The organism is Actinoplanes sp. NBRC 103695, from assembly GCF_030269485.1.
GTDB lineage: Bacteria > Actinomycetota > Actinomycetes > Mycobacteriales > Micromonosporaceae > Actinoplanes.
In genome coordinates, this window is record NZ_BSTL01000034.1 from 1 (window position 1) to 20,321 (window position 20,321).

General features: G+C 65.5%; 15 protein-coding genes. 6 read left to right on the forward strand and 9 right to left on the reverse strand.

Going from position 1 to position 20,321, the window contains the following annotated elements:
- Window positions 1-151 precede the first annotated feature (151 nt).
- On the forward strand, window positions 152-6,499 hold the full coding sequence (locus QSK31_RS40645; RefSeq protein ID WP_285690254.1) for a non-ribosomal peptide synthetase: 6,348 nt from the start codon (window positions 152-154) through the stop codon (window positions 6,497-6,499).
- A gap of 62 nt (window positions 6,500-6,561) precedes the next feature.
- Here QSK31_RS40645 and QSK31_RS40650 read toward each other — a convergent pair whose 3' ends face one another.
- From QSK31_RS40650 to tcuA, 6 genes are all read right to left on the reverse strand, one after another.
- Complete coding sequence (locus QSK31_RS40650; RefSeq protein WP_285690162.1) at window positions 6,562-7,782, reverse strand: FAD-dependent oxidoreductase; 1,221 nt, start codon at window positions 7,780-7,782, stop codon at window positions 6,562-6,564.
- 4 nt (window positions 7,783-7,786) lie between these two features.
- Window positions 7,787-9,412 carry a (2,3-dihydroxybenzoyl)adenylate synthase gene (locus tag QSK31_RS40655; RefSeq protein WP_285690164.1) on the reverse strand — a complete coding sequence of 542 codons (1,626 nt, stop codon included), beginning with the start codon at window positions 9,410-9,412 and terminating at the stop codon, window positions 7,787-7,789.
- A gap of 91 nt (window positions 9,413-9,503) precedes the next feature.
- Window positions 9,504-9,938 (reverse strand): aspartate 1-decarboxylase, encoded by a 435-nt coding sequence (panD, locus tag QSK31_RS40660; RefSeq protein ID WP_285690165.1) that lies wholly within the window; start codon window positions 9,936-9,938, stop codon window positions 9,504-9,506.
- Between the two features lie 119 nt (window positions 9,939-10,057).
- Window positions 10,058-10,282 carry an MbtH family protein gene (locus QSK31_RS40665; RefSeq protein WP_285690167.1) on the reverse strand — a complete coding sequence of 75 codons (225 nt, stop codon included), beginning with the start codon at window positions 10,280-10,282 and terminating at the stop codon, window positions 10,058-10,060.
- A gap of 21 nt (window positions 10,283-10,303) precedes the next feature.
- Entirely contained in the window at window positions 10,304-11,725 is a 1,422-nt protein-coding gene (locus tag QSK31_RS40670; protein ID WP_285690168.1) for a lysine N(6)-hydroxylase/L-ornithine N(5)-oxygenase family protein, read from the reverse strand.
- A gap of 228 nt (window positions 11,726-11,953) precedes the next feature.
- Entirely contained in the window at window positions 11,954-13,402 is a 1,449-nt protein-coding gene (gene tcuA, locus QSK31_RS40675; RefSeq protein WP_285690169.1) for an FAD-dependent tricarballylate dehydrogenase TcuA, read from the reverse strand.
- 124 nt (window positions 13,403-13,526) lie between these two features.
- On the opposite strand from tcuA, the gene dapB reads away from it, so the two are divergent.
- The 3 genes from dapB to QSK31_RS40690 all read left to right on the forward strand — a co-directional run bounded on the left by dapB (window position 13,527) and on the right by QSK31_RS40690 (window position 16,791).
- Window positions 13,527-14,273, forward strand: a complete 747-nt coding sequence (dapB, locus tag QSK31_RS40680; protein ID WP_285690170.1) for a 4-hydroxy-tetrahydrodipicolinate reductase — start codon at window positions 13,527-13,529, stop codon at window positions 14,271-14,273.
- Between the two features lie 251 nt (window positions 14,274-14,524).
- A complete protein-coding gene (locus QSK31_RS40685; RefSeq protein WP_285690172.1) occupies window positions 14,525-15,250 on the forward strand; it encodes a hypothetical protein in 726 nt (241 codons plus the stop codon).
- A 62-nt stretch (window positions 15,251-15,312) separates the two neighbouring features.
- The gene (locus QSK31_RS40690; protein ID WP_285690173.1) at window positions 15,313-16,791 is read left to right on the forward strand and encodes a GGDEF domain-containing protein; all 1,479 of its coding nucleotides are present in this window, start codon (window positions 15,313-15,315) and stop codon (window positions 16,789-16,791) included.
- A gap of 220 nt (window positions 16,792-17,011) precedes the next feature.
- Here QSK31_RS40690 and QSK31_RS40695 read toward each other — a convergent pair whose 3' ends face one another.
- The 3 genes from QSK31_RS40695 to QSK31_RS40705 all read right to left on the reverse strand — a co-directional run bounded on the left by QSK31_RS40695 (window position 17,012) and on the right by QSK31_RS40705 (window position 18,568).
- On the reverse strand, window positions 17,012-17,392 hold the full coding sequence (locus tag QSK31_RS40695) for a hypothetical protein (protein WP_285690175.1): 381 nt from the start codon (window positions 17,390-17,392) through the stop codon (window positions 17,012-17,014).
- A gap of 153 nt (window positions 17,393-17,545) precedes the next feature.
- Window positions 17,546-17,947 carry a GntR family transcriptional regulator gene (locus QSK31_RS40700; protein ID WP_502873095.1) on the reverse strand — a complete coding sequence of 134 codons (402 nt, stop codon included), beginning with the start codon at window positions 17,945-17,947 and terminating at the stop codon, window positions 17,546-17,548.
- A gap of 102 nt (window positions 17,948-18,049) precedes the next feature.
- On the reverse strand, window positions 18,050-18,568 hold the full coding sequence (locus QSK31_RS40705; protein WP_285690176.1) for a monooxygenase family protein: 519 nt from the start codon (window positions 18,566-18,568) through the stop codon (window positions 18,050-18,052).
- A 215-nt stretch (window positions 18,569-18,783) separates the two neighbouring features.
- Between QSK31_RS40705 and QSK31_RS40710 the strand changes: the two genes are divergently transcribed.
- Entirely contained in the window at window positions 18,784-19,218 is a 435-nt protein-coding gene (locus tag QSK31_RS40710) for a DUF2690 domain-containing protein (protein WP_285690178.1), read from the forward strand.
- Between the two features lie 102 nt (window positions 19,219-19,320).
- Window positions 19,321-20,298 (forward strand): ArsR/SmtB family transcription factor, encoded by a 978-nt coding sequence (locus QSK31_RS40715; RefSeq protein ID WP_285690179.1) that lies wholly within the window; start codon window positions 19,321-19,323, stop codon window positions 20,296-20,298.
- Window positions 20,299-20,321: the final 23 nt, after the last annotated feature.

Consider the following 20,321-nt stretch of genomic DNA (forward strand, 5'->3'; position numbering starts at 1 on the left):
ACTCGCCACCCGAGTCGTCGCGCGCGCCAACGCCCTGCTCGGCACCGCACTCACGCTCCGCGACGTCTTCGACCACCCCCGCATCGGCGAACTCGCCCACATCGCCGACACCACCACCACCACCACCACCACCGAGACATCCGGCCCACGCATCGGTGACCTACCCCGCCCAGCCGTCCTACCCGTCTCCTACGGACAACAAGCACTCTGGTTCACCGAGCAGATCGCAGGGCGTTCGATCTATCGGACCGAAATCGTGTTGCAGGCAGGTGAGCGGCTCAACCTGGATGCTTTGGCAACGGCGATCCGTCGGATAGTCGCTCGTCACGAGATTCTACGTACGATCCTCGTGCCGGACGAGGAGTCCTCATCACTGCGCCAGGTCATATCTCCGGTACCCCGCGAGGACACCAAGGTCCTGGAGGTCGAAGACGTCGCTTCCGAGCTGCTCGGCGACAAGATCGCTGAGGTTGCCGGACTGCCACTCGACTTCACCTCCGAGTTCGGGCTGAAGTTTCATTTGCTGCGTCATTCTGGCGGCGATGTTCTCGTCGCTTACGGGCATCATATTGTTACCGATGCGGATTCCTTTGTCGTCCTCGTTCGTGAACTGAACGAGTTCTATATCGAAGCGGTTACCGGAAATCCCACTGAGGTCGAGCCCCTGCCGACTCAGTATGCTGACTTCGCGGTCTGGCAGCGGCATGTCCTGGGAAGTCGGAGAGACCCGGATTCCCGCTATCAATTGGACCTGCAGTACTGGCAAGATGCGCTGTCGGGGCTCCCGACGGAAACCGCCCTGCCTCTCGACCGGCCACGTGACGGATCCGAAGAACGAACAATTCAGCCGGCAACCACGTCCCTCACCGCCGATGAGACAGCCAAGGTCAACGAATTACTGGTCGAACACAAGGCAACGCCGCTGCAGGCGTTGATTGCGGCATTTTCATTGGCGCTCTGGGACGAAGGGGCAGGCGATTCTGTACCTATCGGCACTCCGGCCAGTTTGCGCGACAAGCCCGAGTTGCACGACCTGATCGGGTACTTCGTCAACACCGTCGTGGTGCGCGCCGATATCGACGCTGAAGCGGGCTTCGTGCAGACGCTGCTACGTTGCCGTGATCGCATGCTCGAAGCTGCCGACCACAAGCTCGTTCCGTTCGAGCACGTCGTCGAGGCGGTGAACCCGCCGCGGCAGGTCGGGATCAGTCCGCTTTTCCAGGTGATGGCCGCCTACGTGGATCGCGGTGGAGATATTGGTGCGGCGTCGCCGCTCACCAACTACGCCTCGACCACTGCGGATGGCCCACTGGCATCTCAGCCTGCGCTGTTCGATCTCGTGTCGAGTATCGAAAGACTCGGCAGCGGGGCATTTGGAATGAATCTGAACGCGGCCCGCGAGTTGTTCTCGGCGGAAACCACGTCACGGTTGTTGCGGAACACAGCGCGCTTCCTTGTGCTCGGCTCCCAGCACCCGGATCTGACGGTCAAGCAACTCGCCCAGATCGTTCGCGCCGGCGGCGAGGGCCAGGCCGAAGCTGACGACAACGTCGGCGACACGCGCCGCTTCCATCTGCCGCTTGAAGATTTCGACATCAGCGTGGCTCCGCTCTGGCGGGCGGCGATCGACCACGTCAGTCACTCCCTGTCGGGAGCAAGCCTCGCCTTGCGGCTGGCGATCCGCGACAGCGGCACCGGTGAACTGGTCGCCGAGACCGGCAATCCTGAGATGCTGGATGCGGTCACGAAGAAGCTCACCGAGCTGGTCACCGCATATCGGGCAAAAATCCCGATGGTCGTCGTCACGTCCACTTCGACTGCGGCCGGATACAAGGACGACGAATTGGCGGCCGTCCTTGACGATCCGTTCTGGGAGGAGTGGGTAGACCAGCTCGCTGATGCGACCGCCACCGTGCTGCGGCAGCGAGGCGACTCGGAAGCGTTGAGCGTCACGGCTGGACGAGCGGTTCCCGCCGCAGATGAGACTTCGCTTTCGTCCGTTGTGCTGGCGGCCGTGGCCAAGGCCTTGTCCGGGATCGCTGAAGGTGATCTGCTCGTGGAGCTCCACGAGTCCGACGGTCCCCTGAAGACGCGTAGATTCCCCGTGCTACTTGACGATGACGGAGTCACCGGATTGAGCCCGGAGCGAGCGGCCGAATACGCCGCGCTGGCCGGACATCCCCGGTTCAGCCGCTTCTTCGATGACCTTCCGATCCCACGGATCCGCGTGAGCGTGTTCCGTAGCCGAGCGGAGCTGATCGCCGAGTCTGCCGCGGGTGTCGGCGTACCAGAGGATGGACTTGGCATCCAGGTCCACGTCGCGGGTCGTGAGTCTGGCGACTACGTCGTCCGCGTCTGGGTGGAGTCGGCGGACACCGTTGATGTCGACACAAGGGCGCTGGCCGCCGCCATTACTGACGAGGTTGCCGGCGCCGGAATCCCTGCTGCCGGCCACGAGCGTCGAGAAGCATTCACTTTGCGTCGCGCTGACCGGGCCACGTTGACGCCCGTCGAAGAAGAGTCCATCCGCGCCCGCTACGGGCACGATGCCCAGATCCTTCCGCTTGCCCCGTTGCAACGCGGATTGTTCTATCACCTACTACGGTCCCGGGAATCCGACGACCACAACACCTACGTCTCGCAGATCACCCGACAGCTTGCGGGAGATGTCGACCCCGAGCGGATGACGACCTCCATCGCCAGTGCGATGGAGAGGTACCCCAATCTCCGGGCAGCGTTCGTTCCTCCCGGTGACGTACAGGTGATCCCGTCCGGTGTCAAAGTCCCGGTGCGGGTCATCCGATTGGACGACTGGGGTGGCCGTGGGGTCGATGTGGAGCAGTTCCTGGCGGCCGAGCGAGGTGAGCCGTTCGACTTCGAGGTCCCGCCGCTGATCCGATTCACACTGCTCGAAATCGGCCACCGAGCGTGGATATTGGTCATGAGTTTTGAGCACATCCTGCTGGATGGCTGGTCCATCAACGCGCTGTTCGCCGAGATCCTCAGCATCTACGCCGATGACGGATACGCCGATCGCGTGCGACCGGCGTCTTTCCGCTCTTATCTGGACTGGGTCGACGACCAGGATCCCGCTACCGCCTATCGCGCCTGGGACGGCTACCTTGCGGAATTGGCTGGTCCCACGTTGCTGTGCCCTGACTTCGTCGACCTCGGTGATGCACAGAGCGAGACCGGTGAACTTCACCTCGATCTCAGCCCGGCAGAGGCCGCGATGGTGTTCGGTACCGCACGAGACGCCAAGGTCACGGTGGGTACCCTGCTGCAGACCGCCTGGGGGATCGCGCTCAGCCGGCTCACCGGCAGCAACGACGTCGTATTCGGTAACACCGTTTCCGGGCGGCCGCCGTCGTTGCCCGACGCTGACCGGATCATCGGGCTGCTGTTCAACACGGTCCCGATGCGGGTGGGTCTGCCCCCGTTCGAAACGAATCGGCAGTTGCTCGCCCGGGTCCAGCGCGAGCAGCTGCTCGTCATCGACCATCCGCAAGCCGCTCTGACACAGATCCAGACCAATGCCGGCGTTCCTGTTCTGTTCGACACGCTGTTTGTGGTGCAGAACGTGCCGCTCGGCAAGGCTGGGGGGCAGGACACAGCCGGATTGCAGGTCGTCGGCGCAAAGGTCGATGACGCGACACACTACCCAGTGACGTTCGCGGTCGACCCAGAAGAACGCGACGGAGCGGCGACCGTGCACGTGCGCCTGTCCTACCGCCGGGACATTTTCGATGCCCCGGCCGCCGAGCTGTTGCTCAAGCGCTACGTCCAGGTGCTCGTTTCTCTTACTCGCCGGCTTGACGAGCCCGTTGGCACATTGTCCGCCCTGTTGCCGGACGAGGCTGCCCCGCATACGGGTATCGCCGCTGATCTCATCCGCGACATCGAGCCGGTCACGGTCGCCGAGTTGCTGCATCGGCAGGTGGGGCTGTCCGGATCGGAGACGGCGCTTGTCGCCGGCGATCGTGCGTTCACCTTCACGGAGTTCTTCGCCGAGGTGAATCGCTACGCCCGCCTGCTCCTTGAAGAGGGGGTGTGCCCGGAGCGTCGGGTCGCATTGCTGCTGCCGCGCGACGAGCGCACGGTCATCGCGATGTTTGCGGTGTTCGCCATTGGAGCTGCCTACGTCCCGGTGGACAGTGAACTGCCGGACGAACGGATCGGCTACATGCTCGAGGTCGCTGAACCGACCGTCACTCTGGTGACTGACCGCGACGTGGATCGGGTCGCCGGCACCGCCGGCAGGGTGATCAACCTGGATTCCGCGACGACGGTGGATCGCCTCGCGCAGATTGCTCCAGCTCCGGTCACGGCAGCGGAACGAGGCGGGCAGGTCTCGCTCGACAACCTCGCGTACATCATCTTCACCTCGGGAACCACCGGACGGCCCAAGGGAGTCGCCGTCGGCTACCGCGGACTGACGAATATGTACTTCAACCACGTCGAGAAGATTTTCGATCGGGTGGTGGACCACCAGCGCGGGCGCCGGTTGAAGATCGCGCACACGACGTCCTTCTCCTTTGATGCCTCGTGGGAGCAACTGTTCTGGCTCCTGAACGGGCACGAGGTTCACGTCATCGACGAGGAGATGCGACGCGACCATCAGCGGCTGCTGGCTCACTATGACGAGGTGCGTGTGGACGGGTTCGATGTGACCCCGTCCTACGGGCAGTTGCTGGTCGAAGAAGGACTGCTCGAGCGAGACCGGCCGGCCGGCCGGTCCGTGTTGTCCGATGCGGCCGGTGTCGTCTTCGTCTCCCTTGGTGGCGAGGCTGTCCCCGACCGGCTGTGGCAGCAACTGCGCGGCGCACCCGGAGTCGAGTCGTACAACCTCTACGGACCTACCGAGTACACAATCAATGCTCTCGGTGCCGATCTGGCCGACAGCACCACCTCCAGTGTCGGAACGCCGATCTTCAACACCCGGGCGTACATCCTCGATGAGAACCTGCAACCTGCCCTTCCCGGCGTCGCCGGCGAGCTCTACCTCGCCGGCGCAGGAACGGCGCGCGGATATTGGGGCCAAGCCGCGCTGACTGCCGAGCGTTTCGTCGCCTGTCCGTGGGAACCAGCGGAACGCATGTATCGCACCGGGGACCTCGCCCGGTGGAATGATGACGGGATGATCGACTACCTCGGTCGCGCCGACGAGCAGATCAAGATTCGCGGTTATCGCATCGAACCGGACGAGATCCGGGACGTGGTACAGAAGTTCCCCGGGATAACGCGCGCCGAAGTGGTGGCTTTCGAGCATTCCACGGGGCTGCAGCTGGCTGCCTATTACATCACCACTGCGGACCTCGACATCAGTGAGTCGTTGCGTAACCACCTGGCCGTGTACCTGCCTGACTACATGATCCCGGCGGCCCTCGTCGCGGTGGACTCCTTCCCCCTCACCCCGACCGGAAAGCTGGATCGCCGAGCGTTGCCTCCGGCCGACGTGGCCGCGGCCGGAGTCGGCATGGGCCGGGCACTCGAGTCGGATACCGAGTTCGCGGTGGCCGCGATCTTCCGTGAGGTGCTCGACCTCGATGAGGGACTGGTCCTGGGCGCGGCCGACGACTTCTTCCGGCTGGGCGGGCATTCACTCGCGGCGATGCGGCTCGCCTCGCAAATGAACCGCACGTTCCCCGTGACCGTAGCGATGCGGGATGTCATCACCGCTTCGACGATCGGCGAGCTGAGTTCGGTTGTCGATACGAAGATGCATCCGGATGCAGATCCCAATGTCGACATCACCGCGATCGCAACCCGATTCACTCAGTCCCTGAATGGCCGCACGCTGTTCTGCGCACACCCGAAGTTCGGCGCCTCATCCATGTACTCGGAACTGTCGAGATATCTCCCGCACGGGGTCGGGCTGGTCGGAATCGATGATCCTGCGATCGTCGGACTGGATATCGAGTTCGATGACCTTGCAGACCTCGCCTCGACCTATGCCGACGTCATCCAGGGGCTGCAGCCGACCGGCCCGTACGAACTGCTGGGGTGGTCATATGGCGCGCATATCATGTTTGCCGTGGCGCGCCAGCTCCTCTCCCGAGGGGAGCGCGTCGGACCCCTGGTGATCGTGGACGCCATGCCTGCTGGTTCAGAAAGCTCGATGGAGCTCCTCGTGCGACCGGGATCTGCCGAGTCGATGCGTGACGAAATGCTGAAAGCCTTCGGCGAAGAAGCGTTCAACGAGTTGCTCGCCGACGCGAAGCAGTTGAAGGCTGTCGAGACGGCTGGACGTCGTTGTGATGTCCTGACGTCTACTCCGACGGGGGGCAGTCTCGACATCGAGGCGCTCGTGATCGCGTCCTCCGCAACTCATACGCCCCGGCTGGCGGAGCTGGGTCGTGAGGACGCGCTGGGATGGGACGGCTATTTGACCAACTATTCCTTCTTCGTTGCTGAGGACGAGGACCATCAGTCCATCCTGGAGCCCGATTCCGGGCTGCTGAAATGGGGCCCACTACTGACGAACTTGTTGGTCAGCTGAGTGGATTTCGTTGTCTGGTGCGGTACGGCGCGTCGTACTGCACCAGACCCGCAGCCGATGGCTCAGGTGACGGCGGCAGCGTCCTGCAGGCTGTCGAACAGGGCCGCGCGGCGCATGTAGGCGCGGGCGGTGTCGAACTTCTCGGCGGTGCGGCGCAGTTCGTTGAGGTTGCGTCGACGCACCTCGGGGTCGCGTTGCTCCAACAGGCGTTTGTTGGCGATCGTCTGGGCCTGTACGTAGTTCACCGCGGCATGGCGACGCTGGCGGCTGTAAAGGTCGAGCAGGTCGTCGCCGGCCTCACCGGCGATCACCTTCGCGAGCTTCTCCGTCAGGTTGATGGCGTCATGGATGCCGCCGTTCATGCCCATGCCGCCGATCGGATTGTTGACGTGCGCGCTGTCGCCGGCGAGCAGGATGCGCCCCTGACGGAAGCTCGCAGCCACGCGCTGATTGACTCCGTAGACGTTGCGGTACTCGACGTGGTACGGGCCGGTCTTCGGGAGGAACCTCTGCAGGCGCTCCTCGACGCGCGCCGGCGACAGCGCGGTGGCGTCGTCCTCGTCGTGGCCGATCGGCAGAATCACTCGCCAGAGCCCCTCGGGTGCTTCTCCGCGCACCTTGAACACGTTGGCCCACTCATTGGGGTCGGAGAAGTAGTTGCGCAGCGCCAGATCCGGCTTGACGGTCATGAAGTCGAAGCTGGTCGCGATCTTGATGAACCGCTCCGGATAGGTGAATCCCTCGAACTCGATGCCGGCGAGCTTGCGAACCGTCGATCGGCCACCGTCGCAGCCGACGACGTAGGCCGCCGACATACGTTCCGTGCCGCCAGGGGAGGTGTACTCCACCTCGATGCCACCTGCGGCTTCGGTCAGACCGGTCAGCGTGTGGGAGAACCGTACGTCGAAGTCGGATTCGTCGGCGTATTCCCCGGCGATGGCGGCGGTCAGTTTGTACTGCTCGTACTGCAGTACATACGGGAACCGGACCTCGTCCTTGAGCCGGCCGAGATCGAACTCCGCCACGACGTCTCCGGTCGGCCGGTCGTGGAAGCGATAGGTGCTCGAGAGCAGGCTGTGCGCTCGGATCTTCTCGGTGATGCCCAGGTCGTCGAGCATCTCCAGCGTGCTCGGATGGATGGTTGCCGCGCGCTGATCCTGCACCGGTGCCGGCTCGGACTCGAGAACGGTCACCGGGATGCCGCGCCGATTCAGCGCCAGCGCGCAGACCATGCCGACGGGGCCCGCGCCCACGACGAGGACACGTGTGGTCTTGTTCGACATGCGTCTAGTTCAGCTCGCGCTGCAGACGCTTGCTGACCTTGCCGACCGCGGTGTACGGGAACTCGTCGACGACCTCCACGACGTCGGGGAGCTTGAACGTGGCGAGACCCTTGTCGCGCAGGAACTGGCGCAGCTTGCCCAAGGTGAGATCGGCCGCGCTCTGCGGCGTCCGGGGAATCAGGTACGCCTTGACACGTTCGCCGAGAACCTCGTCATCGACGCCGACGACGGAGACATTGTGGACGCCTGCATGAGTGAGCAGCGCGTTCTCCAGCTCCTCGGGCGCGATCTTCTCGCCGCCGCGGTTGATCTGGTCCTTCGACCGTCCCACGACTCTGATGAATCCACGCTCGTCCCGCTCGACGATGTCGCCGGTGCGGTAGAAACCATCGCTGGTGAACGCCAGCGCATTCTGCTCGGGATTGCGGTAGTACCCGCGAATCACCGACGGTCCTCGGGTCAGTAAGTGACCAGGTACACCGGGTGGCACCTCGTTGCCCTCGTCATCGATGACCTGGATCTCGTCGGCCGCTGACGCCGGACGGCCCTGGTATCGCACGCTGGTGGCCCGATCGACGTCGGCAGGATTGCTGACGACGAGGCCCTCTCCCATCCCGAAGCTCTGCGACAGTTGCACGCCGAACTCCGGCTCGACCCGACCCGCCACTGATTCGGTCAGCTTCGCGCCTCCGCACATGAGCACCTTCAAGCTGGAGAGGTCACAGGACTTTCGGAGCGAGGAGTTCAGCCAGGCCAGCAGGATCGGAGGTACCAGCGAAACGCGGGTCACCCCGTGCTTCTCGATCAGCGGGAACGCCGCATCGGGGCTGCCGTTCGGTGCGATCACAATGGTGGCGCCTACGCTGAACGCACCGAGAAATCCTGGCGAACGCGTCGACATACTGTGGCAGATCGGAATGACCAGCAGATGCACGGTGCGCTCGGTGATGCCTCGTTCCCCAACGCTTCTCCGCAACGCGTAGCCGTACGTCTGGTGGGTGTGCGGCATCAGCTTCGGAACGCCCGTCGTGCCGCCTGACATCTGCAACAGAGCGACGTCCTGCGGGTTGCACCGTCGCGCGTGCTCGAGCGATCCTTTCGACTGCAACGCCAGGTACTCAGCGCCGCCGCCATCACGTTCGAGTACTACGGTGTGCTCCAGGTGTTGCCATCGCTGCTTCAGCTCGGCAGCCATCGCAGCGAGATCGGTGCCGCTGTCCGAGGCGACTGTGATGTAGGCACGCGCCTCGGCGATCTCGATGAAATGCTCGATCTCGGCACGGCGGTGCGCGATGGGAGCGACGACGGGAACCGCCCCGAGCTCCCACAAGGCGAAGACGAAGGCGATGTACTCATAAATGTTGGGCAGGTGTACCACCACCCGGTCGCCACGGCTCAGCCCCAGATCCTGCAGACCGGCAGCGAGGCGCAGAACCTCGTCCGTGAGCTGTGTATAGCTCAACTCGGCTTTGCGGTCGACGACAGCGAGTTTGTCGGGACAGCGCTCCGCGGTGGCGAACAACAGCTCCGGCAGCGTCTGGTCGCGCCAGTACCCCGCCGCGACGTACTTGGCTGCCGTCTCCGACGGAAACGGAACGACCCCGTCAAGGGCCAGCGGTTCGATGCTCAATTGGTTTCCCTTCGAGGAGCCGCCTCCGAGAGCGTAAAAGGTAGGCTTGCTGGTGGAGAAACATGCCGCCCACAAGCACCTGTTCGCGATGTCACCGGCTTGGTGTCGAAGGCGCCGTCAGGCGACCAGAAGCCTGGTCGTCCGCTCCTGGGACCGGCTCGGCGAGGTCGTTGCCCAAGGCGATGATGCGGTTGGTGGCGTCGACGTGTACGACCTTGGGCTGGTAGCCGACCAGTTCGGACTCCTCGGCCAGCACGAAGGACATGATGATCACCAGGTCGCCGGGATGGACGAGATGTGCCGCCGCGCCGTTGATGCAGATGTCGCCACCTCCGGCGGGCCCGATGATGATGTAGGTCTCGAGACGGGCTCCGTTGGTGATGTCGACGACTTGAACTTTCTCGCCTTCGGTCAGGCCCGCGGCACGCGCGAGGTCTTCATCGAGTGTCAGCGAACCCACGTAATGCAAATCGGCCTGGGTGACGGTGGCGCGGTGGATTTTTCCGCCCAGGACTTCGCGAAGCATGTCCGGCTCCTCTGTGGCTTGTGCAGGGTGGGTTCTACGGGATCAGCGATGGTGTTCAGGCCGTCTTGCTACGCAAGGGCGGCATCGGAGGTGCCGGCGGCCTTGTCGGTGTGGTGTATCTAGTACTGGGAAATATGGTCGCGCAACGACTTCGGGCGGATGTCGGTCCAGTGCTCGTCGATCCAGTCGAGCACTTCCTGACGCGGTCTGCCGCCGGGTTCGCCGTACACGATGCTCCAACCGGCTGGCACCGGCTTGAACGTCGGCCACAACGAGTGTTGCTCCTCGCGGTTGATCAGCGCGTAGAAGGAACCGTTGTCGTCGTCGAACGGGTTCTGGGCCATAGGTGCTGCTCCTCGTTGTTCCTATCGGGGGTCGGTCCGGATCGCAGCAGGCAGTCGTTGCTGGGCGGCGGAGTGATCGGGCTGCTCGTCGGTGATCGCACGCAGAATGTCGGCGGCGCGGACCGCGACGTTGGACAGCAGGGATGAGGTCAACCCGTGGCTGTGCTGGACCCCACCATTGAGGAAGATCCGTTCGGGAACGCTGCGCAGACGCAGCCGGTAGTCACGCTCGACGATCGGGAGATCCCCCTCGAACGAGGACGACCCGTCAATGCTCGGCCCGAGCATGCTGCGGGTGTCTGCGGGACGGAACCCGGTGGCGAAGACGACAGCGTCGACCTCGAGCGTGGTGCTGCCCCTGTTTCCCAGGTCCCGGATCGTCACTGTGACCCCGTCGGAGCCTTCGCTCAGCTGTTCTATCCCGGTGACCCGGTGCACGATCAGCCGACGCACACCACGCGTGCTTTCGTCGTACTCACGCTGGTAGAGATCCCTGATGAGGTCGGCGTCGACGGCGGAGTAGTTGGTCTGCCAGTGATAGTCCATCAGTTGCTGCTTGAGCTCCGGCGGTGCCGTGTAGAACTCGTCAACCGCTTCCGGATCGAAGATGCGGTTGGCGTAGGGCGTGTCATCGGCCGGGCTGTAGCCGAACCGGCGGAAGGACGCGTGTACGTCCGCATCGGGATACGAATCGTGCAGGTACGCGGCGACCTCCGCCGCACTTTGCCCGGACCCTACGACAAGGAAACGGCCGTGCGGCCGCGAGGGCAACCCTGCGAGCCTGTTCAGCAGCTGATGGTTATGGAACACCCTGGCGCCCGGCACGATCCCCTTCGGCAGCACCGGCCGGCTACCGGAGCCGATCACGACATGACGTGCCGCGGCCGTCGTCACCTCCGAGCCGTCGACCATGGACTCGAGCGTGACCTCGAACCTCCCGCCGGCCCAGTCGATACAGGTCGCCCTCGTACCGTAGGAGACCGGAAGGTCGATCCGGCTCGCGGCCCAGCTCAGGTATCCATGGAACTCACGTCTGGTCGGGAAGAACGTCTTGAGATTGATGAAGTCGGACAGCCGCCCCTGCTCGTGCAGATAGTTCAGAAACGTGAACGGACTGGTCGGGGTCCGCAGCGCGACCAGGTCTTTCAGGAAACTGATCTGCATGGTCGTACCCGGCAACAGCATCCCGTCATGCCATCCGAACCGTCGCCGGACATCGACGAATCTCGCCGTCAGCCGGGGGCCCGCACGGCGACGATCATTGAATTCCTCAATCGCGATCGCCAGGCTCAGATTCGACGGCCCGAACCCGATACCAAGAATGTCGACCTCATCGCCGGCGCGATCTCCCGATTCGAGATGTCGATCGCCGTCCTTGATCAACTCATCCATCGACATCCGGCAATTGGCCCCTTTTTTCCAGGTCGCGAACGAACGGCGCAACGACCGGCCATCCCTGATCGAGGGCCAACTATAGCACCACGACTTAGGTTAGCCTAACTTTGGTGGTGCACGCCGCAAGCCGCCGCGGAACAACGGCTGGACGAGGTGACCGGCATCGATCAGCCATCGTGAGAGCCTCGCCCAGACCGGCAGACCGGCGCTCATCCCGAGGCATGCGGCCGCACGGCGGCTTCCAGCCGCGAACGTGCTCGCGCCCAGGGCGGCGGCTCAGGCCAGTGAGCCGGCACGTCGCCCGATCACCATTCCCCCGGTCAGGCCAGAGCCAGTCGGGTAGTTCTCGCTGAAGAGCCCCCCGAGCGTTTCACCGCACGCGAAGAGTCCGGGGATGGGCTCACCCGACCGATCAAGCACCCGGCCGTCAACGTCACCGCGAAGGCCTCCAAAGGTGAAGCTGATTCCACAAGTCACCGGATACGCGTAGTACGGCGGCGCCTCGATCGCCGATGCCCAATTGCTCTTGATGGGCTCCACCGCTGCGCTGCGGCCATCCTTGATCGTCGGATCGAGCGGACGGCTGGTATCGATCGATGAGTTGAACTCCCGAACCGTCTGCACGAATCCGTCGACATCGACATCCATGGCCGCGGCAAGCTCTTCGACACTGTCGGCAACAACCGGGATGATCCCGGGCATCTCGTACTCGTACGCCGCCAGCATCGGGCGCGACTCCGCGTCGAACACCTGAAACGCTACCGACCCCGGCTGTTCGAGGATCGCCTTGCCGTACTTCGCGTACGTGAAGTTGCGAAAGTCCGCGCCTTCGTCGATGAACCGTCGGCCCAGGCGGTTGACGACGATGCCGAGCGGATAGCCGTACCGGCTGAGCCGGTTCGTCAAGGCGCGATTGCTCTCGTTCTCGGGAAATGACGCGTCCCACGGAACACTATGGCAGGTCGACCAGTCGCCTCCACGGTCTGCACCTATCTCCAGAGCCGCGTGGATCAGGTCACCGGTGTTGTACGGCGTGCCACGCACCTTCGCGTGCTGCCAGCCGTCTCCCAGGTAGCGCTGACGCCATTGCGCATTCGCCTCGAAACCGCCGCTGGCGATCACCACCGACTCTGCTGGAAGCTCCTGATCGCCTATCCGAACGCCAACGACCGAACCACCATCAGTCATCAGTCCCGTGACCGAGCGGTTGTAGTGCACCTCGACTCCGAGTCGTGATGCGACGCGCTCATGGACCGACATCAGCCCGGGGCCGCCGTCGACGTTGCACACGTGCGATCCACCCCAGAACACGAACGTCCCGTCGGGACGCTCGTGAGCTTGCCGCTCGTACATCAGTTGGAATCGCAGTCCCAATGCATGCAGCCAGCGGACAGCGTCACGCGAGCCCTCGACGACAGCCTCGGTGAGTTCCTTGTCGCCCCGCCCTCCGGTGACCCGCTCCAGATCGGCCAGGAACTCCGCCGCCGAGTACGGCGGGACCTCGGTACGCGCGTGGCGCTCATCAGGGTCGAGGACCTCGAGCAGGTCGCCGAGCCCGTCGTGCACCATCCGGATCGAACCTAGCGTGTAGTAGCTGTTCCCACCGGCATGTGCCCGCGGGGCCTTCTCCAGCAGCACTACGCGTCGCCCACGTTCGGCCGCGGCGTGAGCCGCGCAGTAGCCGGCGTTTCCTCCGCCCACCACAACAACCTCCGGATCGCGCATGTCCACCTCCCCGCCGACAACCACACCACGGACCACCATGAAACCCCATAAATCAGCTGTTAGATCGACAGACCCCATCATCGGGTACTGGAGTCGGGCAGCCAACATAGGTTAGGCTACCCAAATGAATCGAGTTGCTGTGTTGGGGGCTCGCGGGCGGATGGGCGTGGCGTCGGTGCGCGCGATTGAGGCCAGCTCCGACTTGACCGTGGTTGCCGAGATCGACGTTGATGACGACGTGCAGGACATCGTCGACCACAACGCTGATGTCGTGCTGGTGTTCTCGCCACCCGACGTTGCCCACGAGCACGTCCAGTGGTGCATCAAGCAAGGAATTCATGTGGTGGTGGGGACGTCCGGCTTCGACGAGCGCTCTGTGGAGCAGATCCGCGCCGCGCTGGTCGACCATGATGACGTCAGCGTGTTCGTCGTTCCGAACTTCTCGATCAGTGCGGTACTGATGACCAAGTTCGCCACGAAGGCCGCCCCGTACTACGAGTCTGTCGAGATCATCGAGATCCATCATCCCGGCAAGGTTGACGCGCCATCGGGAACGGCGCAGCACACGGCCGAACTGATCGGTCGCGCTCGCGCCGAAGCGGGCTGCGCCCCATCACCCGATGCCACCAATCGCGACCCACATGGCGTGCGGGGCGGGCGCATCGAGGGAGTCTCCGTTCACGCGGTCCGAGTCCGTGGGTTCATGTCATCGCAAGAGGTGCTGTTCGGCATCGACGGCGAAATTCTGAGGCTGCGATACGACTCCGTAACACGGGAGTCCCTCATGCCCGGTGTGCTCACCTCGCTGCGCGCCGTCCCGAATCTGACCGGAGTGACGGTCGGACTCGACGCGGTACTCAACCTGGACTGACACGAAGCGGCGACAGGGCGACGTGTGGACCTTTTAGGTTCTACTGCCGTTCTCGTGGGTGACTTTCCGCCCGGATGACAGAGCACGCCGTGTCCCGTCCAGGTTCCTGAGCTGAGAAGACTTGGGAACTGAAGATCGGAAACACGGCGTGCTGGGAGTCAGGGTGATCCACCGGATGCTGGGCTTGGAGCGAACTGCTGGCCTTCGCGGACTACCCTCGCAGCTCCGTTCTCCCGCCAGATTGGTCGTCGATGTCGTCTGAATCCAAGGACGTCCCCTACTCGCCCGAGGAGATCGCCGAGATCTTCACGGACTTCTACACCTTTCTCACCACGCTGCACTACAACCCCGGCGAGCTGGTGATGCCGCCTCCGCAGGGGTGGCCGAACCTCACGCCCGGAAGCGATCTCGACGCCAAGTCTCACCTCGCCCTCGAGGTCATCAGGCGCCTTCCGTGCCTCGCCGGCTCCTCTGACGTCCACTACAAGTCGCGTCTTGTCGACTACAGCACGGTCGACCGCTCGTATTTCGTGGGGAAGCGGGTGTTCGACGGCGAGGAAGTCTTCGAGGGGGACGTGCCGGACCACGTGTTCATCTTTGCTCGCGGTCACGAGAGCGGCGGCCGAACTCTGTTCTTCGATGTCAACACGGGTGAGGTCATCGAGGAAGTGATCCGGATGGAGCGGAAGCCGGTCAAGGATGTGAAGGTCTACTTCACGGACCTGAAGGAGGCCTACCGGAGCCTGAAGCTCATTCCGTACCCGGGCATGGACACGATCGAGGCGTGGGATGTGGACGAGCGGGAGACGACGATCCCGGAGGAGGAACTCCTGGCACAGACGGACGACTGGGAGACCGACCTGGACATCCAATACCTGCGGCAGGTCTACCGGGACTGCGGATGGCCGTCCGCGTTCCGGAAGGACGAGGCTTTCGGCGAAGTTGACAGGCTGCTGGAGGAGCGGGGCTACTTCTAACGGGGCACCGGATAATTCGCCCAGGGCTCAGGTGTCGCGCTGATGTTGTCGATAAATAGGGCATGAGGCAGCAGCCCGGGCGGGTGGCATGGCGGAGCGTGATCGCCGTCTGCGTGATCGCAGGTGGGGTCGCCGCGACGCTGTCCGGCCCGGCGGCACCTGCGGCGATGCTCGCGGGTCTGGCTGTGCTCGCCGCTGTGCTTGTTGCCGCCGCCCGCTCACTCCTGCCCGGCACCCGCCGCATCTGGACGCCCTGGATCGCTGCGGTCGGCTGCGCGGTCGCCGGAGCGGCCATTTACCAGACCGGTGTGCTGCTGGACGTCGCGCCGGTGGCAGCCGACGTGGCGCAAGTCTTCTGGCTGGCCTTCTACCTCCCCGTCACCGTTGCCACCATGCGCTTCATCGAGCGCCGTGGGCTTCCGAAAGCCGTTCGTCGCGCCGTCCTCCAGGACGTGGCGGTGGTGACCGCCGCGGCGACCGTCCTCGCCTGGTACGCCCTGATCAGTCCCGCGCTGACGGTGACGCCACCCGGAAACCGGTGGGCACTGATCGCCGCGTTCTCCTTCCCGCTGGGCGACGTGGTGATCCTGGCGCTCGGGCTCACCCTGATGCTCGCCCCGGGCGCGCTGTCCGCCGCCGAGCGCCTCGCCCTGCTCGGTTTCGGCCTGACCCTGGTACTCGACGTGGTGTACGCCGTGCTGCCGATGGTGGCGATCGGAGTGGAGGCCTTCTGGCACCACCCCGGCTACCTCGTGGTCAACGCGGTGCTGGCCGCCGCGGCACTGCACCCGAGCCGGGACGTCGTGCCCCCCGCCGCGCCCCGCACGACGCTCACCGTCAGCCTGACGGGCTGGCGGATGGTTCTGCTCGGGGCGGCCCTGTCCGGGGTGAGCCTGAGTGTCTTCGTCATGCCACGTGACGGCTGGGACGCCGTACCGGCCGCGCTGGCGCTGCTGGTCATGATCGCCCTCATTCTCGCGCGCCTGCGTCGCTCCGTGACCGCTCTGGAACGGACCGAGCGTGCCCTGCGCCACGAGGTGACGCACGACCAGCTGACGGGCATCGCCAACCGGGCCCGCCTGATGGACGACCTCCGCAGTGCCCTGCGTACCCGATCAGCCCTGTTCTTCATCGACCTCGACGGCTTCAAGGCGGTCAACGACCAGCGCGGCCATCACAGCGGCGACCTGGTCCTACAGACCGTCGCCGCCCGGCTCAGCACCTCGGTACGCGACTCGGACACGGTGGCTCGCCTCGGCGGGGACGAGTTCGTGGTGCTCTGCCCCGGGCTGGAGGACGAGACCGCGTCGTCGCTCGCCGCCCGGATCGAGCGGTCGATCGCTGAACCGATCGCCGTCGACCAGGGTGCGGTCACGATCGGGGCGTCGATCGGGATTCTGATGCTGTCCGCGCCGGCACCGGCGCCGGCGCACGACGACAACATCGATCAGGTGATCAGCGATCTGCTGCGCTCCGCCGACGCCGCGATGTACGAGGCGAAACGTGACGGCGGCGGCGTCCGCGTCGTGACCTACGGCTGAGCGGGCACGGCCGGCCGTCACCGGGTCAGGCGGGTACCTCGTGTGCTCGTTCCAGGGGGAGCGACGACCCCCTGCTCGCATACGACCCCTGCCACCGGTTCGATGCTGGTCGTCCGCCTCGGGCCTTGTCCCACGAACGGTGATCGATCATGCCTCAGGCCGTCCGGTGGACTGCCCGCCGTCGGCGTCGGTGGCGTGGCCGAAGGGACGGCTCGGTCTCTCATGCGGTCGTGCGGCGGCGAACCATCCAGATGGCAGCGGTGAGGAACACGGCGGCGAGGGTGACGAAGGACGCGGACTCGATGGCTTGGAAGGCCCAGAAACCGCTGTCGGGGTGGTATTCGGTGTAGTGCTGGAGGCCGTGGTCGATCATGAAGCTTTCGACGCGTGCGTCGGAGCTGTAGAGCGTGTCGCTGCCTCCGTAGACCTGACGGATGATCGCCGCCTCCTCACTGCCGGAGAGCAGGTGCCCGGTGCGGTCGATCCAGCCGTTGTGAACGATCCAGTCGGTGCCTGGTAGCCGCTCGGGGCCGGACAGGCGCACCCGTCCTTCGTGCAGCAGGACCAAGTGGTCGCAGACCCGTTCGAGTTCGGCGACCACGTGAGAGGAGAGCAGGACGGTCAGGTCGGCCGTTGGCGCCGACGAGCCCGATGATCCGGCCCCGAGGCAACTCCAGAGTGCAGTCGCGCGGAGCCCAGATGCGGCGGCCGTACCGCCGGCCCAAGCTCTCGGCGCGCAGCGCGGGCTCGTTGCTCACGCCACGCCCGCCTGGGCCTGATCGTCGTCCAGGGTCGCGGCCACCAGAGCGCGGACCTGCTCGTGGTCCAAGCCGGCCTCGTGGGCCGTGCGCAGCCAGCCGCGCAGACCGCGCGACAGCCGGGCGTAGGTGGCCGCCGGCACCTGGTCGATACTGCCCACGACGAAGGTGCCCTGGCCCGCCCGCGGCGCGACCAGCCCGGCCCGTTCGAGGTCCCGGTACGCCTTCGCGACGGTGTTGGGGTTGACCACCAGCGCAGCGGCCACCTCCCGCACGGTCGGAAGCCGGTCACCGTCGAGCAGATAGCCGAGCAGCAGCCCGCGCCGAACCTGCTCGACGAGCTGCAGATAGGTCGGCACCCCCGAACGGACGTCCAACCGGAACGCGAACACTCGCATCGACCTCCGACGCCTGTCTATGTGTACTAGTTGAATAGTACACGGCAGCCGGCGTCGAGTGAGATCACCGCCGAGAGTGTGTCCGCACCGTGGATGGGGCCGCTACTGCCCGGTCCCGGGGGTGTAGAGGTCGTCCTCGGTGACGACCGGTGCGATGTCGTCCTCCGGGCGGCCGACCCGCGCGGCCGAGCCGAACATCGCGCCGCGGGCCGGGTGCACCGGGGCGAAGGATGCGAAGCCGCGCCGCTGCGGGATGTCGTCGTAGACCGCCTCCATGCCGCCGCGCAGCAGGTAGGTCTCGTGCCAGAAGCCGGTGCCGCCGCTGTCGCGCAGGAAGTCGCGCCACCACAGGCGGTGCGGCTCGGAGCGGGCCCAGGCCAGCAGCGTGGGTAGGTCCCGCCAGTACTGGCGGATGCCGAGGTGCATGGGGAACAACGACCAGAGGAGCGGCTCGTGCGCGAGCAGCCCGTCCGGCTTGTCGTCCGACCGGTCGATCCGCGGGCCGCGGGCCATCAGGGTGCGCAGGCCGTAGAGCCGGTTGACGCGCATACCCAGATAGACCACCACCAGGTCGGGATAGGACGACAGGTCGACGGTCTCTCGATTGACGCTGCTCAGCATCGCCGGACCTCCTCCAGGTCGGGGATCCTCCAAGGGTAAGGCAGCGCACCGGCCCTCTACACGATGTGCACGGCCGCGCCGTGGGCCGACAAGAATCCACCACGGATTCGGGGCAACCTTTTGCTCCCCGCTTAACAGTGTTGTCGCCCGTCGGCGTGCCCTGTGAGGGTGGCTGCGCGACACACCACGAGGAGCCCCGGAGAAGGGTACAAGTCATGTCGAACGTGCTTCGCTGGATCACCACGATAGCGCTCGTCGCCGCCGGCCTGTCCGTCGTCACCGCGGCGCCCGCGGCCGCGGCGGCCTGTGGGACCGGGGGAACGCTGTGCACCGGCTGGGACCCGCAGAGCGCCGGCTGCAGTCCCGGCGCCTACAACCTGGAGTCGTTCGACCATGGCGGGGACGGCATCACCGATCTGCGCTACAACGCGACCTGCCACGCGGCGTGGGCCCGATTCACCAGCAGCTCCGGCCGGGGCGGGAAAATCTCGATCGAGTCGACCGACGGCATCGAGTACGTGGTGAACCTGGCCGGCTACGTCGGTGAGGTGAAGTGGACCCGCATGATCGACTTTACCAAGACGGTGCGGGCGTGCCACTTCGCCTACTACGGGGACCAGGCGCTCTGGAAGTGCTCGTCCTGGCGCTGAGTGATCGCGTCTGCAGTAACGTTCTCGACAGTCGGGACGGATCGGCAACGTGGTGGCCTAGAGTGACTCTCGTCGATCTATGGGGAGCCGACGGGGGTCGCCTTGCTGCACATCGAGTTCACGCCGGAGGATGTCGGCCGGGTCCGGCTCGCGGCCCGGCCCGATCCGCTGTGGGAGACGGTGTTCAGCCTCTACCGGCTCCGTTGGGGCGGCCCGCCGCTGATCTTCGGGCGCTGGCGGCAGCTGGCCGTCCGCGCGTCGCGCCGCCCCGACCTCGAGCAGCTGATGCCGCTCGTACCCGGCGGATTCTTCCCCGACTTCCTCACCCCCTCCGAGGGGACCTCCGGCTTGGCCGCCGGTCTGGACGCGCTGTTGCGCACACCTCGGTGCCGGTTGCGCCGCGACGTCGAACTGCTGGCCATGCAGGGCTCGCCGCTGCCGGCGTGGACCGCCGACCTGGCCGACGGGGACGCCGAGACCCTGCAGCGGCTCGCCGCGGCCATCCACTCGCACCACGAGGCGGTGGTCGCACCCGTCTGGCCGGAAGCCCGGGCACACGTGGAGGCCGACCGCGCCAGGCGAGCCCGTGCCCTGCTGGACGGTGGCAGTGAGGGCCTGCTGCGCAGTTACCTGCCGATGATGCGGTGGAACCCGCCGGTGCTGGAGGTGCCGGACTTCGCCGCCGACAGGACCCTGCGCCTCGATGGCCGTGGTCTGCTGCTGCTCCCGGCGTTCCTGTCCTGGGGCACCACCGACGCGCTGCACGACCCCGAGCTTCCGCCGGTGCTGGTCTACCCGGTCGAGCACAGCCTGACCGTCTCGGCCGGCCAGGACAACACCTCGGTCGCCGCACTGATCGGCATGACGCGCACCGCGGTGCTGGAGTCGGTGGGGGATGGGCGCACCACCTCCGAGCTGGCCCGTCGTGTCGGCGTGAGCGCGGCCTCGATCAGCCAGCACACGGCGGTCCTGCGCGAGGCCGGGCTCGTGCACACCAGCCGCATCGGCAAGGCCGTGCTGCACAGCGTCACGCCGCTCGGCGCGGCGCTGCTGGAACCGCGGGCAACGACCGACAGCTAGGTACGCGGGTCCGCCACGGTTTC

Excerpts from the sequence above, each read along its gene's own strand:
- QSK31_RS40705 (WP_285690176.1), bottom strand. The coding sequence starts at position 18,568 with ATGCTGAGCAGCGTCAATCGAGAGACCGTCGACCTGTCGTCCTATCCC.
- QSK31_RS40685 (WP_285690172.1), top strand. The coding sequence starts at position 14,525 with ATGTCGTCTGAATCCAAGGACGTCCCCTACTCGCCCGAGGAGATCGCC.
- QSK31_RS40690 (WP_285690173.1), top strand. The coding sequence starts at position 15,313 with ATGAGGCAGCAGCCCGGGCGGGTGGCATGGCGGAGCGTGATCGCCGTC.
- QSK31_RS40710 (WP_285690178.1), top strand. The coding sequence starts at position 18,784 with ATGTCGAACGTGCTTCGCTGGATCACCACGATAGCGCTCGTCGCCGCC.
- dapB (WP_285690170.1), top strand. The coding sequence starts at position 13,527 with ATGAATCGAGTTGCTGTGTTGGGGGCTCGCGGGCGGATGGGCGTGGCG.
- QSK31_RS40700 (WP_502873095.1), bottom strand. The coding sequence starts at position 17,947 with ATGCGAGTGTTCGCGTTCCGGTTGGACGTCCGTTCGGGGGTGCCGACC.
- tcuA (WP_285690169.1), bottom strand. The coding sequence starts at position 13,402 with ATGCGCGATCCGGAGGTTGTTGTGGTGGGCGGAGGAAACGCCGGCTAC.
- panD (WP_285690165.1), bottom strand. The coding sequence starts at position 9,938 with ATGCTTCGCGAAGTCCTGGGCGGAAAAATCCACCGCGCCACCGTCACC.
- QSK31_RS40665 (WP_285690167.1), bottom strand. The coding sequence starts at position 10,282 with ATGGCCCAGAACCCGTTCGACGACGACAACGGTTCCTTCTACGCGCTG.
- QSK31_RS40650 (WP_285690162.1), bottom strand. The coding sequence starts at position 7,782 with ATGTCGAACAAGACCACACGTGTCCTCGTCGTGGGCGCGGGCCCCGTC.